Annotated in this window: 11 protein-coding genes and 2 pseudogenes; 9 read left to right on the top strand and 4 right to left on the bottom strand. The window is 63.9% G+C overall.

Annotation, left to right across the window (positions count from 1 at the left end; all coding sequences use genetic code 11):
* The first annotated feature begins 62 nt into the window (after positions 1-62).
* The 4 genes and pseudogenes from hrcA to ACLLJI_RS10730 all read left to right on the top strand — a co-directional run.
* Complete coding sequence (gene hrcA, locus ACLLJI_RS10745; RefSeq protein WP_434621422.1) at positions 63-1121, top strand: heat-inducible transcriptional repressor HrcA; 1059 nt, start codon at positions 63-65, stop codon at positions 1119-1121.
* A gap of 85 nt (positions 1122-1206) precedes the next feature.
* Entirely contained in the window at positions 1207-2331 is a 1125-nt protein-coding gene (gene dnaJ / locus ACLLJI_RS10740) for a molecular chaperone DnaJ (protein ID WP_283562267.1), read from the top strand.
* A 7-nt stretch (positions 2332-2338) separates the two neighbouring features.
* Entirely contained in the window at positions 2339-3211 is an 873-nt protein-coding gene (locus tag ACLLJI_RS10735) for a 16S rRNA (uracil(1498)-N(3))-methyltransferase (RefSeq protein WP_434612180.1), read from the top strand.
* Between the two features lie 205 nt (positions 3212-3416).
* Positions 3417-3610, top strand: a pseudogene (locus tag ACLLJI_RS10730) (3-isopropylmalate dehydratase small subunit); the annotation flags it as partial.
* A gap of 171 nt (positions 3611-3781) precedes the next feature.
* Here ACLLJI_RS10730 and ACLLJI_RS10725 read toward each other — a convergent pair.
* The 3 genes from ACLLJI_RS10725 to ACLLJI_RS10715 all read right to left on the bottom strand — a co-directional run bounded on the left by ACLLJI_RS10725 (position 3782) and on the right by ACLLJI_RS10715 (position 5568).
* A complete protein-coding gene (locus ACLLJI_RS10725; RefSeq protein ID WP_434612178.1) occupies positions 3782-4219 on the bottom strand; it encodes a hypothetical protein in 438 nt (145 codons plus the stop codon).
* A gap of 26 nt (positions 4220-4245) precedes the next feature.
* Complete coding sequence (locus ACLLJI_RS10720; protein ID WP_434612176.1) at positions 4246-4437, bottom strand: hypothetical protein; 192 nt, start codon at positions 4435-4437, stop codon at positions 4246-4248.
* 321 nt (positions 4438-4758) lie between these two features.
* A complete protein-coding gene (locus tag ACLLJI_RS10715) occupies positions 4759-5568 on the bottom strand; it encodes a Gmad2 immunoglobulin-like domain-containing protein (protein WP_434612174.1) in 810 nt (269 codons plus the stop codon).
* 496 nt (positions 5569-6064) lie between these two features.
* Between ACLLJI_RS10715 and ACLLJI_RS10710 the strand changes: the two genes are divergently transcribed.
* The 5 genes and pseudogenes from ACLLJI_RS10710 (at position 6065) to ACLLJI_RS10690 (ending at position 11642) form a co-directional block, all read left to right on the top strand.
* Positions 6065-7177 (top strand): PhoH family protein, encoded by a 1113-nt coding sequence (locus tag ACLLJI_RS10710; RefSeq protein ID WP_434612172.1) that lies wholly within the window; start codon positions 6065-6067, stop codon positions 7175-7177.
* Positions 7174-7647, top strand: coding sequence for an rRNA maturation RNase YbeY (ybeY, locus tag ACLLJI_RS10705; RefSeq protein ID WP_434612170.1), 474 nt, complete (start codon positions 7174-7176; stop codon positions 7645-7647). Before ACLLJI_RS10710 ends, ybeY begins: the two co-directional genes overlap by 4 nt.
* Positions 7644-8973, top strand: a pseudogene (locus tag ACLLJI_RS10700) (hemolysin family protein); the annotation flags it as partial. The gene ybeY and the pseudogene ACLLJI_RS10700, both read left to right, overlap by 4 nt.
* Positions 8960-9928, top strand: coding sequence for a GTPase Era (gene era, locus ACLLJI_RS10695; protein WP_283561342.1), 969 nt, complete (start codon positions 8960-8962; stop codon positions 9926-9928). The pseudogene ACLLJI_RS10700 and the gene era, both read left to right, overlap by 14 nt.
* Before the next feature lie 136 nt (positions 9929-10064).
* The gene (locus tag ACLLJI_RS10690; RefSeq protein WP_434612168.1) at positions 10065-11642 is read left to right on the top strand and encodes an LCP family protein; all 1578 of its coding nucleotides are present in this window, start codon (positions 10065-10067) and stop codon (positions 11640-11642) included.
* A gap of 22 nt (positions 11643-11664) precedes the next feature.
* Here ACLLJI_RS10690 and ACLLJI_RS10685 read toward each other — a convergent pair whose 3' ends face one another.
* Entirely contained in the window at positions 11665-13671 is a 2007-nt protein-coding gene (locus ACLLJI_RS10685; RefSeq protein WP_434612166.1) for a M13 family metallopeptidase, read from the bottom strand.
* Positions 13672-13735 lie beyond the last annotated feature (64 nt).

The raw sequence follows: 13735 nt of genomic DNA, 5'->3' as shown, positions 1-13735 counted from the left end.
GCGCGCGGGAAAGGTATTAGACTTAGCAGTTGGACAGGCAGAGTGCTAATGCCGGCCGCGGAATGAAGCGCGGTCAGATCGAACCGGACCGGGCGGGAGGTGTGCCGATGAGTGAACCGCGCAAGCTGGAAGTCCTGCGGGCCATCGTCGAGGACTACGTCCATTCGCGGGAGCCGGTTGGTTCGAAGGCTCTGGTGGACCGCCATCACCTGGGGGTCTCCAGCGCCACCATCCGCAACGACATGGCTGCGCTGGAAGAGGAGGGCCTGATCACTGCCCCGCACACCAGCTCGGGTAGGATTCCCACCGATAAGGGCTACCGGCTCTTTGTCGACCAGATTTCGGCGGTGAAGCCTCTCTCCGGGGCCGAGCGGCGCGCCATCCAGGCGTTGCTGGACGGTTCGGATGACTTGGATGAAATTTTGGACCGTACCGTGCGGACGCTGGCGCAGCTGACGAACCAGGTCGCCGTCGTGCAGTATCCCCGGACGGCGACCGCCACGGTGCGGCACGTCGAATTTGTCCTGCTGGCGCCGCATCAGGTGCTGATCGTGCTGATTCTGGCATCCGGAAAGGTCGATCAGCGCGTAAGCGACGTCGGCCAGCAGCTCGATGAGACCACGCTCGCGCAGCTTCGTGGCAGGTTTCTGACGGCGCTGCTGGGCACCGAGCTGGCTGCGCTTCCCGCCACGCTAGCGGGAGTTCCGGCAAGTCTGCCAAGGGAAACCCGGCCGGCCGGGCTGCGGCTGGCCGCGGCACTGGCGCAGTTGGCCGTGGCGGCGCGCGAGGACCGGATCGTGATGGCAGGCACGGCGAATCTGGCCCGCTCCAACGTCGATTTCCCGCTGAGCATCGGCCCCGTGCTTGATGCCCTCGAGGAACAGGTTGTGATGCTGCGGCTGCTCACGGACATGGCGCAGGATGCCCGCGGTGTTTCCGTGAGCATCGGGCGTGAAAATCCGTACGACGCACTGGTGGAGGCCTCCGTGGTTGCCACCGGTTATGGCCCCGATGCGCTGGCAAAGATCGGTGTGCTGGGTCCCACGCGGATGGACTATCCGAACACGATGGCGGCGGTGCGGGCGGTAGCCCGCTATCTTTCGCGGATTTTGGCCAGCTAAGACTGACCGGACAGGTTTGCCCGGCCGCTTCACCGAAAGGTGATGTGGGCCGGTCTGACAGAAGACACAGAGAAAGTAAGAGACCTTGAGTAACCACTATGAAGCCCTGGGTGTTTCCCGCGACGCGACCGGCGAGGAAATTAAGAAGGCGTACCGCAAACTGGCCCGCAAATACCACCCGGATGTGGCCGAGGGGGGCGACGCCCAGGAACGCTTCAAGAACGTCAGCCACGCCTACGAGGTGCTCTCCGATCCGCAGAAGCGCCGCATTTACGACACCACCGGAAATGAAAACGGCACCGATAACGGCGCCGGGGCCGGTTTCGGCGGCCAGGGCTTTGCCTTCCAGGACATCTTCGAGACATTCTTTGGCGGGTCCAGCCAGGCAGGACCGGCATCGCGCACGCGCCGGGGCCAGGATGCGTTGATCAATGTGCGGATCGATCTCAGCGACGCCGTCTTCGGGGTCAACAAAAAGATCGAAGTGGAGACCGCCGTCGTCTGCCCCACGTGCAACGGCGGTTGCTGCCAGCCGGGGACGCACCCGACCACCTGCGACATCTGCCACGGCAGCGGCCAGGTGCAGCGTCCGGTGCGCTCCATCCTCGGACAGGTCATGACCGTCGCCCCCTGTGGCTCCTGCCAGGGGTTCGGCACAATGATTCTGGATCCCTGCAACGAATGCGCCGGCGATGGCCGCGTCCGCAGCCGCCGCACGTTGACCATCAAGGTCCCGGCCGGGGTGGGAACCGGCACCCGGATTCAGCTGGGCGCCCAAGGTGAAGCCGGTCCTGCCGGCGGTCCTGCCGGCGATCTGTATGTGGAAATCAAGGTCAATAATGATCCGTCGTTCCTGCGCGATGGCGATGATCTGCATGCTACGCTCAGCGTTCCGATGACCGCGGCGGCACTGGGCACCGAGCTGACCCTGGAAACATACGACGGCGAACAGCCCATCAGCGTCAAAGCCGGCCTGCAGTCCGGAGAAGTTATCCTGCTGCGCGGCCTGGGGGTGACCCACCTGCGCGGTCATGGCCGCGGGGACCTGCGGGTCCACATAAATGTGGAAACACCGAGCCGGATAGACGCCGCCCAGCAGGAGCTGCTCCACCAGCTCGCCGCGCTGCGCGGCGAGCAGGTCAGCGAGGGGAAGCTTGTCACCAGCGGCGGAATGTTCTCCAAGCTCCGCGATAAGTTCGGAAGCCTCTAGCCTCCGCATGATAAACCCGATCTTCTTCGCCGGACCCGCCGAGTTGGCCCCGCTGGCTGCTGGTTCGGTGTTTGTCCTGGGCGGACCGGAAGGCAGGCATGCGGTCACCGTAAAGCGGCTCGGCCCCGGTGAGGTGCTGGATCTGGTGGATGGAGCCGGACGTCGGGTGACCGGCATTGTCACCGTCGCTGGCGCCGGCGAGCTGAGCGTCCGGGTGGAGCGCGTGTCCACGGAGCCTGCCCCTGCTGTGCGTTTAATCCTCGCCCAGGCGCTCGCCAAGGGCGACCGTGACGAACTGGCCATCGAGACGGCGACCGAACTCGGTGCCGATGGCTTCATTCCGTGGCAGTCCGAACGCTCCATCGTCCGCTGGAAGGGCGAGCGGGCGGCAAAATCCCTGGCGAAATGGCGCAGTACCGTCAGGGCGGCAGCCAAACAGGCCCGGCGAGCCTGGATCCCGGATGTCTGCGGGGCGGTGGAGACCGCGGGGCTGCTTAAACGCGTCGAGACAGCCTCTCTTGCCTTGGTCCTGCATGAAGGGGCAGCCGACCCACTGAGCGGAACCGTGGGTCGGCTGCGCGCCCGTACCGGCGGAAGCGCCCGGGCTGGGATTGACATTGACACAGCTGGGATTGACACAGTGGGCAATGACATGCCGGCCAGTGGCACAGCCGGGAATGACCCCGGCCTGGATGACGCCGCGGCGAATGACGAAATTTTGATCATTGTGGGGCCCGAGGGTGGCATCAGCGGCAGGGAACTGGATCTGCTGACGGGTGCGGGCGCCGTGCCGGTCCGGCTTGGCCCGCATGTGCTGCGCTCCTCCACAGCCGGCCCCGCCGCCGTCGCCCTGCTCAGCGTTGAGCTGGGCCGCTGGTAGCGCTAGCTGAGCTGGGCCGCTGGTAGCGCTAGCTGAGCTGGGCCGCTGGTAGCGCTAGCTGAGCTGGGCCGCTGGTAGCGCTAGCTGAACTGGGCCGCTGGTAGCGCTAATGAGTATTTTCGTTGGTTCGTCGGGGGTTATGCTGCGGTCCCTGTTCGTGTTTGCTCAGGCGTTGCAGGTACTTGGTGAGGCCGCTGGCGGGTGTATTTCCAGGACCGTGCACCGCGGCTCCGTGATGGCGCCGCTTGCCATCGACGACTACACGCGCCGGCGGTTGCTGACGGGCCCGGACGATATCGGGCTGACGCTGGGCCACGAAGCGGACATCACCGGGACATCACCGCGTTCGAAGCGACGCGGCCGGCCTTCAGGCCGACGACTCTGCCCGTGCGGAGGTAGCTGGCGCCTGCTCCGGAGGTTTCTTGCCGGGATGGGGCAGATGCCCGGTTCAGCCGCTTAATTGTCAGTCACTCGAATGCCGGTTACTCAAAGGCCGGTTAAATGGACGGTTGCCGTGGAAATTTCCACGGCAACCGTCCATTTGCCCGGCAAAATGTGGCATGGTGCGCTTCAGAGGACGCGAAGCCCGGCCTGTAACAGCTTTCGCCGCAGGACTTCTGGGTTATTGACTGGATCCCACACCCACCTCACGACCCGCGGTCCCGTGTCCCGGATGCGGTCTTCGCGGATTTTCTCCTTCCGCAGAGCATCCGCCGGCAAGCCTCCCGCCGGGTATTCGTCATGGAGGTATTTGATCCAGGCGTCAAATTCACCACGAAACGCCAAGAGTCCCCAAAGTAAACTCTTTCCAGTAGAAGTCCATGTAACCAGCGCGGCCCTGATCGTCGCGGACCTCGTGCTGGAGTTCCGGTGCGGGGAACCGACCGTGTGCAGGTGGGCGCGGCTGAGCGATCCGCCGGGCGACCCGGAGAGTCCGTCGGCGAAGTCCAGCACCCGCTGCACCCGTCCGATGTGACTGGCGCACGCCAGCAGCATGGAAATTTCCATCTGCTCCTTGCGGACAGGAGCAGATTTCAGCCCCCCGGCAGGGGCGCCTTGAAAATTATCCGGTCCATGGCGGCAACACCCTCCCGAAAGGGGAAGCACCACTGCCAGATCCCGGGCCGCCCAACCGCGCTGGCACCGGTTTCGGACCGGGGCACCCGCTGCGGCACCCCGGTCATCGCGACGGCACCCGTTCTGGACCAGCGCACCTGATTCAGCATTCGGGAGGCTCCGGGCGCACCAGCAAAAAGATCAGCGCAGCTGCTAGACCCCATGTGCTGGTCCATAACGGGTGCGGCATCGTCAGGGTCCGCCCATGTCCGGCCACGTTCCGGCCCAATATTGAGCGTTCGCGGGGCGGCAGCATCGCCACGGGGCCAGCCACCAGGACTATCAGGATCCCTACCTGCCCGCCGGTGATACCGCCGGTACCGCATAAGACGCCCTCGCAACCGCATGCAAGCACTACCCCGCCGCCCAACCGCCTGGACCTAAACCCCCGACGAACCAACGAAAATGCCCACTAGATGACCTTAATGAGGCTAGCTGACTTTGATGAGCTTGCTGTCGACGCCGGCCTGATCTGCCGGATCAGCTGGGTCGCCGCTGTAGACCCTGAGCTCATAGGATCCGGCCGGAGGCTGAACGCTGAATTCAAATGGGCCAAGCTGGCCGGGCCCGGTGCCGATGATGGTGCTGCCCGAGAGAAACACAGACTTCTGGCCCTCCGGTGACACCTTGAGCAACTGCCACACCAATGTTCCCGAGGCGGAGATACCTTGGCCACTGACCTTGAACGGGGCGCCAAGATCCGTGCCCTCCTGGGGATCGATGACCCACACCGGGGCGACGAAGCCGCTGTCCCGCACCAGCGGCTGATCCAGTTTGATCTTTCCGAAGGCCAGGTAATCGGTATGGCCGTCGACCAACAGTGAAACGTGCACCGGCTGGTTCGCGACGATCAGACCCGCATTCGCCGCGGCGGCCGTAGCGGTATACACGAGTTGAGCGAGGGCACGCCGGGCAATTCCTTCGTCCACGTTGGTGCTGAAGGCGTCGGAGGAGATGTCGACGGTGATGATGTTCTTCGCCGAAATGGCTGCGCCGAGCCTGGAAGGCTTCTTCCATGGAGTGAAGTAGTCGCCGTCCAGCGGTTTTTCGCTGGTCATGGTGAGCAGCGCGGCCTCGATCGGGTCGCCGTCGCCCGTCATGGTTAGGAACTCACGGTAGAGGTAGATTCCGGCGCCGCTATGGCCGAGCCAGTAGACAGGGAGCTTGGTCGACGTTTGGGCTGTTTCAAGCGGGGCACCGGTCACGCCGGACGTGGCGGAGCTCCCGGCGGAAGCAGGCATCGTACTGTTGGCTGGTGCCGGGGAGCTGGAGGGACTGCAGCCTGTCAGGACCAAAGCGGCGCAAAGGCCAAGGGCTGCCGGGCACCAGCGGACGCCGAAGATGAGGCGGCGCGAAAACTTCACGGCTGCGGGCAGACTGGTGGGCGCAGCTGTCCGCTCAATGGACGCAGCTGTCGGCGGATTTCTGATTTCGGGTGTCCTCTCCGCCTGTGGCCGGCCGGGATCCCGGCGTCTCCGGGCACATATTCCACCCTTACACAGCGGATGTCGCCCAACCATCAACTGCGCGGTATCCGGCGGAACTGAAACCGTATCGAAACCCTTTCGAGATCGGTCCGATACGACCTGCGTGCCGGCTGTGACCCCGTGCCGGCACTGCCCCGGTCCTCCGCAGGTCCTCGAAAGCACTGTTGCCGTAAGATGTCAGGTAGGCCATGTCAGCGGACACGGCGCAGACAATCAAGGAGAGATTCCAGGCCGGACGTGGCCTTTCGATATGACAGATTCAGCAGCAGACAGCAGCCCGTCACGGCCCTGGGCCCCCGTCGTCTCGTTTCCGCATTCGGTGGACGGAACCCGCACCGAAGTCATCTCCTTTGACTCCCCGGAACAGATGGTGCAGTCCTTGGGAACACACGATGAGGCGCTGCGGTTCGTCGAGGCCAGCTACCCGACACTGAATTTCCATGTGCGCGGCAATGAACTCTCAATTTCCGGTCCGGAGGCGGACGTGCCGCGGATCATGCGGCTCTTCGAAGAGGTCCGTGGTCTGGTGGAACGCCGGACGACGGTGACGCCGGCTGTGCTGGAGCAGTTGGTCACCATGCTGCATGCACAACCGGCCGCTTCGGCCGTGGATGTGCTGACCTATAATATTCTCTCCAGCCGCGGGCGTACCATCCGGCCAAAGACGCTGAATCAGAAGAACTATGTGGACGCCATCGACGCCAACACCGTGGTTTTTGGCATCGGCCCGGCTGGAACGGGCAAGACGTACTTGGCCATGGCCAAGGCGGTCCAGGCCCTGCAGCAAAAAGAGGTCAACCGGATCATCCTCACCAGGCCGGCCGTTGAGGCGGGTGAACGCCTGGGATTCCTGCCGGGCACGCTCAGCGACAAGATCGATCCTTATCTGCGTCCGTTGTATGACGCACTGCACGAGATGATGGATCCGGAATCCATTCCACGCCTGATGGCTGCCGGAACCATCGAGGTGGCACCCTTGGCCTATATGCGCGGGCGGACGCTCAACGATGCGTTCATCATTCTGGACGAAGCGCAGAACACGACCCCGGAACAGATGAAGATGTTCCTGACCCGGCTGGGGTTCGGCTCGAAGATGGTGGTGACCGGAGACGTGACCCAGGTGGATCTTCCCGCCGGCGCCAGCTCCGGACTGCGCATAGTGGAACAGATCCTGACTGGCATTGACGACGTGCATTTCTCCATCCTTGATGCCGCGGACGTGGTGCGGCACAAGTTGGTCGGCGACATCGTCCGGGCCTACAGCCGGTGGGATGATACGCAGCGGCTTCACAGCTCCAGCGGGGGCGGCCGGAACAATAGCGGATTTACTGATAACGCGCACACCAGGAACGGGCGGGCATGAGCATCGAGGTCAACAACGAATCAGGAGTCTCCGTGCAGGAGACCGAACTGGTCCGGCTGGCACGGTTCGTCCTGGAACGGCTGTACGTGCATCCGCAGGCCGAGCTGTCCATCATTCTGGCCGACACGGAGGCCATGGAGAAGCTGCACATCGAGTGGATGGATGAACCCGGGCCAACCGATGTGCTGTCCTTCCCGATGGATGAGCTGCGCCCGGGCACCCCCGACCGGCCGGCACCCGCGGGTCTGCTGGGCGACATTGTGATCTGCCCGCAGGTCGCTGCGGAGCAGGCAACGAGCGCGGGCCACTCCACGGCGGAGGAGCTGCTGCTGTTGACCACCCACGGCGTGCTGCATCTGCTCGGTTACGACCATGCCGAGCCGGAGGAGAAGGAAGAAATGTTCGCGCTGCAGCGTGATCTCCTCGCCGGCTTTCTGGGCAAGGAAGCCCCGCGGGAGACCATGCAGTGATCACCCTGGCGTTGACCGCTATGGGACTTGTTTTTCTGACCTTCGCGGCCGTGCTGACCGCGGCGGATGCGGCCTTTAACTATTTCCCCCGGCACGATGCGGAAACCGTAGCGGCGCACAGCCGCGGCGGTTCGCTGCGGAAAATTCTCGCCGCCCCGGTGGCGCACATGAATGCGCTGCGGTTCTGGCGCGTTTTCTTCGAAATGGCAGTCTCGGTCGCCGTCGCCGTTCTCTTTTTGAACCTGATGGAGAGCATCTGGCTCGCCGGACTCGTTGCCACGGCGGTCATGACCGTCATCGCATTCGTCTTGGTGGGTGTGTCGCCGCGACAGCTGGGCCGGCTCCACTCCGCTGCCGTAGTGGGCGGCACCGCCGGACTGGTGCGGTTTCTCTGCTGGCTGCTCGGGCCCGTGCCGGGTTGGCTGGTGCGGCTGGGGAACGTCGTCGCTCCGGGTGCCCCGATTGGCGATGATGCCTTCGTCAGCGAGGAAGAATTCCGCGAGTTCGTTGACCGCGCGAGCGATTCGGAAATGATTGAGGACAACGAAGCGGAACTGATCCAGAGCGTTTTTGACCTCGGTGATACGGTGGTCCGCTCGGTGATGGTGCCGCGGACCGACATCGTCGGCATCGACAGGGGATCCTCGCTGGCGGCGGCGATGACGCTGTTTCTGCGCTCGGGCTACTCCCGGATCCCTGTCATCGGCGAGAACACCGATCAGATTCTGGGCATCCTGTACCTCAAGGACGTGGTCGCCACCCAGCACCGGCTCCGCGAACCGGAAATCGCCCCGCCGGTGGAAGCGATCGCCCGCGGAGTGCGCTATGTGCCCGATTCCAAGCTGGTCGGCGAACTGCTCAAGGAACTGCAGGTCGAGTCGACCCACGTGGCCATCGTGGTTGACGAGTACGGCGGCACGGCCGGTCTGGTCACCCTCGAGGACCTGATCGAGGAGATCGTCGGGGAGATTGTTGACGAATATGATTCCGAAACACCCGAGGTGGATGATCTGGGAGATGGCGGGTACCTCGTCAGCGCCAGACTCGGAGTCGATGACCTGGGTGAACTTTTCGGGCTTGACTTGGACGACGACGAAGTGGACACCGTCGGCGGTCTGCTCGCCAAACATTTGGGCCGGGTCCCGATCGTGGGCAGCGAGGTCGAAGTCTCCGGTATCCGTCTCTACGCCGAGCGCTTGGAAGGCCGGCGCAACCGTGTCAGCCATATCATTGCCACGGCCTCCGTACCGGCGGACACTGACTTAGACCCACTTCTGCACGACGATGACAACAGCGCAACAGGGAGCAAAGCATGAACAAGCCGAGGAACAAGGGCCACGACGGGTCCGAAGAGCAGTACGGCGGATTCCGTGCGGGCTTTGCCGTCCTGGTGGGCCGCCCGAACGCGGGAAAATCGACCCTCACGAACGCCCTGGTCGGGCAGAAGGTGGCCATCACATCGGCCAAACCGCAGACCACCCGGCACACGATCCGCGGGATTGTGCACCGGGAGGATTTTCAGCTGATTCTGGTGGACACCCCCGGGCTGCACCGTCCGCGCACGCTGCTGGGCCAGCGGCTCAACGATTTGGTCGCGGCGACACTTTCGGAGGTGGATGCGATCGGTTTCTGCCTGCCCGCCAATGAGAAGATCGGACCGGGAGATAAGTTCATTGCCAAGCAGTTGGCCAATGTCGGAAATAAGCCGATCATAGCGTTGGTCACGAAAACGGACCTGGTCGACCGGCAGGCCCTGACCGAACAGCTGATGGCCGTCGCACAGCTGGGCCGGGAGGTGCTGGGCGGAGACGGTTGGGCCGACGTCGTTCCGGTCTCCGCCGCGGACGGGTTCCAGGTGGACACCGTCTCCACGGTGCTGGCCGGATTCATGCCGCCGTCGCCGCCGCTGTACCCGGACGGTGAACTCACCGACGAGCCGGTAGCGGTCATGGTGGCCGAGCTGGTTCGGGAGGCTGCGCTGGAAGGGGTCCGCGATGAACTCCCGCACTCGCTGGCCGTGGTGGTCGACGAGATCGTCCCGCGTGAGGGACGGGCAGAGGACAACCAGTTCCTGGATGTTCGGGTGAACCTCTATGTCGAGCGTCCTTCGCAGAAGGCCATTATCATTGGCCGGGCAGGCTCCCGGCTGCAGGAAGTCGGCAGCAACGCCCGCAAGGGCATCGAGGCACTGCTTGGAACACGGATTTACCTCGACCTGCACGTCAAGGTGGCCAAGGACTGGCAGCGTGACCCGAAGCAACTGGTCAAACTCGGCTTCTAAAGCCAGTGACGCAGGGCACCGCAGGGAAGGGCACAGACCGGGGCACCGCAAGGAAGGGCACAGACCGGTCAAAGGTAGCTTACAGCCAGTGCCCTTAGACTTATCGGAGTCTTTATCGTCTACGGAAGGTTTATCAATGGCGCGACGTCGTACCCAGAAGGGTGCTGATGCCGGCCGTCAGGGGACTCCCCGGACCGCTGCCGCCGGTGGGGCGGTCGCTGTCACCGGGACCGGCCGGCACTTCCGGGCCCACCGGCGGGCGACGCTCTGGATGAAAATAACGGCCGTCGCCGTCGCCGTCGTCATGGTGGGCGTCGTGTCCGTCGCCGGCATTCTGGTGATGCGCCTGCAGAATAATGTCCAGGTCGCGGAGCTGAATCTGGGTCCGGGCGCCAGCACGGCCGCCGCCGCTGACAACAACAAGGACGATCTGCAGATCCTGATTCTGGGCACGGACACCCGCGATGGCGCGAATGGCGGGTACGGGACGACCGCCGACGCCACCGGCTACGGCCATTCCGACGTCATGATGCTGATGAACATCTCCAAGGGCAACCGAGAGGTCAGCGTGGTCAGCTTTCCACGTGACCTCATGGTGCCGATTCCTGCCTGCAAAGATCCCAAAACCGGAGAGCAATACCCTGCGCAGGAGCTGGGACAGCTGAACAGCGCGCTGAGCCAGGGCGGCCCGGGCTGCACAGTCGCGGCGATCAACCAACTCACGGGCCTGAACATTGACCACTTCATGCTGGCCGATTTCACCGCGGTAAAGGATCTGTCCAATGTGATTGGCGGCGTCGAGGTCTGCGTTGATCATTCGGTGAACGACGTCAACGGTTCCGGGCTGGTTCTTCCGGCCGGAAAAAGCCTGGTGCAGGGGGAGCAAGCCCTGGCCTTCCTGCGGACCAGACATTCGTTCGGCGACGCCAGCGACATTGCCCGGATCCAGGCCCAGCAGTACTTCCTGGGTTCCATGATCCGCAAGATCAAGAGCGACGGTACGCTGAGCGATCTGCCGAAGGTCTACAACATTGCGGACGCGATCACGAAAAACCTCACCATTGACAGTGGCCTGGCCAACATCCCCTCGATGGTCGCCATCGCCAATCGGCTCAAGAACATCGATCTGACCAAGGTGGCCTTTGTCACGGCACCGTGGGTACCTTTCCCTGCGGACGAAAATCGGAATATCCTATCGCAGCCGGCGGCCAGTGACCTGTTCACCGCACTGCGGAAAGGAACCGACCTGACCGGCGGCTCAAGCCCCAGCACCAGTGCGCCGCCGGCCCAGCCCACCACCGCGCCGGCGACGGCGGCCGCCCCGGTTCCGGCATACGACAAGACCATCCAGCCGGTCACGGTTGTCAATGCCAGCGGAGCGGCTGACCGCAACACCGAACTGCTGGCCGCGCTGACCGCGGCCGGCTATACCGATCTGGGCCAAAGCACGGCGGCCACCGCCGCGGCCACGACCATCAGCTACGGAAACGGGTTCCAGGACGTGGCCACGGACGTTGCCGCGTTGTTCCGGATTCCCGCCAGCGCATTGGTGGCTTCCCCCGGAGTCAGCGGTGTCCGGCTCAATGCCGGGTCTGATTTTGCTTCCGGAACGGCATATGGTCAATCGGCTCTCCCACCGGATATCGTGGCCAGCACGGCGGATCAGTCCGGGAAGTGCCTGACGGTCAACCCGGATATGTACCCGCAGGACTGACTGCCGGGGCCGCCGGCAGTTGCTACCAGATACTTACGCGGTCTGCGGGATCCAGCCACAGCAGGTCCGCTCCGGTAACGTCGAACGCATCATAAAACGCATCCAGATTGCGCACCACGGCGTTGCAGCGTAGCTCCGCGGGGGAATGCGGATCGATGGCCAGCCGCCGCAGGGCTTCTTCGGGTCGGATTTTGCTGCGCCAGCATTCGGCCCAGGAGAAGAAGAAGCGCTGCGCTCCTGTCATGCCTTCCAGCACCGGTGGTTCAGTGCCGTCCAAGCTCAGCAGATAGGCCTTGTGTCCGATCGTCAGGCCACCCAGATCGCCAATGTTTTCACCCAGCGTCAGTTCACCGTTGACAAATTGACCCGGCGCGGCGTCGGGACTGAGCACGCTGTACTGGTCCACCAGCTTTGACGTCAGCAGATCAAAGGCCTTCCGGTCGTCGTCGCTCCACCAGTTACGCAAGGCGCCGGCGCCGTCAAACTGTGAACCCTTGTCGTCAAAGCCGTGTCCTATTTCATGGCCAATGACGGCTCCGATGCCTCCGTAATTGGCGGCATCGTCCGCGGCCGCGTCAAAGAACGGGGGCTGCAGGATTGCGGCCGGGAACACCACCTCATTCATGGTGGGATTGTAGTAGGCGTTCACCGTCTGCGGGGTCATCAACCATTCGCTGCGGTCGATGGGGGCGCCGATCTTCGCCAACTGGCGTTCCAGCTCAAACTCGTTGCTGCGTTCCAGGTTGCCGGTCAAATCACCGGCATCGATGGCCAAAGCGGAATAGTCGCGCCACTTGTCCGGATATCCGATCTTGGGCGTGAACGCGGCAAGCTTCTCCAGCGCGCGCGCTTTGGTTTCCGCACTCATCCAGCCGAGGGCCGTGATGCTCTGCCGGTATGCCTCAATCAGATTGGCCACCAGCACCTCCATCCGAACCTTGTGGGTTTCCGGGAAATGTTGTGCCACATAGATCTGGCCGACGGCCTCACCCAATGACCCCTCCACCAACGCGACCCCACGCTTCCAGCGCTCCCGTATCTCCTCGGTGCCGCTGATGGTGGTGCCGTAGAATGCGAAGTTGGCGTCCACGAATCCGCTGGAGAGATAAGGAGCGGCTCCGGAGATGACGCGCATGGCCAGCCATTCCTGCCAGTCGCCCAACCTGTCCTCCACCAGCAGCCCGGACGCCCCGGCAAAAAATCCGGGAGTGAGGATGACGAGTTCGCCCGTTTTGTCCGCCGGCAGCTGCATCCCGGCGAACCACACCTCCAGGGCCGGAAACAGTGCCAGAGCCTCGGCGCGGGTCGTCAGGTTGTAGGTCTTCTGCGGGTCCCGCATGGTCACCTTGTCCCAGTGCGCCGCGGCGATCTCCGTCTCCAGCGCCATCACCCGCCCGGCCGCGGCGGCGGCATCCGGGACACCCGCCAATGTGAACATTCTCTGGATGTGCGGTACGTAGGCGGCCCGGATGGCGGCGTACTTCTCCTCGCGGTAATACGATTCGTCCGGCAGCCCGAGGCCACTCTGGTACAGATGCAGCAGGCAGCGCTGCGGATTCCCGGCGTCATTGCTGACATGGCCACCGAAAAGACCGGCATTGCCGGTGCGGTCGAGCCGGCCCATGACGGCAATCAGCTCATCCGTGCTGCCGGTGCCAAAAACGGACGCCAGCCGGGGCGACAGCGGAGCGGCACCCGCGGACTCAATGGCATCGAAGTCCATGAAACTGGCGTACAGGCCGCCGATCTTGTCCTGGAGCGGCTGGGCCCCGGCCGGGGCGGGATCGGCGGCAGCCTCGCGCACCGCGGCCGCTTCTTCGATAATGCCGCGGACGGCGGCTTCCGCGTCGTCCCGCAGCGAAACAAAGGAACCCGTCTGGGCACGGTCCGCGGGTATGGTCTCCCGGTCCAGCCACCCGCCGTTCACCCTCCGGTAGAGATCGTCCTGCGGCCGTACCGTCGGGTCTATGTTCCCGAGGTTGATCCCGCTTCGGCTGGTGCCGGCTTGCTGTGTTCCCGGAATGGTCATCGGCCATCTGCCTTCTGTACTGGGTGGATCCGCCGCTGGAGTGTTCCCAAGTGCTCACGGATTG

The organism is Arthrobacter sp. A5 (assembly GCF_051131705.1).
Taxonomy (GTDB): domain Bacteria; phylum Actinomycetota; class Actinomycetes; order Actinomycetales; family Micrococcaceae; genus Arthrobacter_M.
The sequence above is the reverse complement of the archived record's forward strand: the minus strand, read 5'-3'. Positions and strand labels throughout refer to the sequence as shown.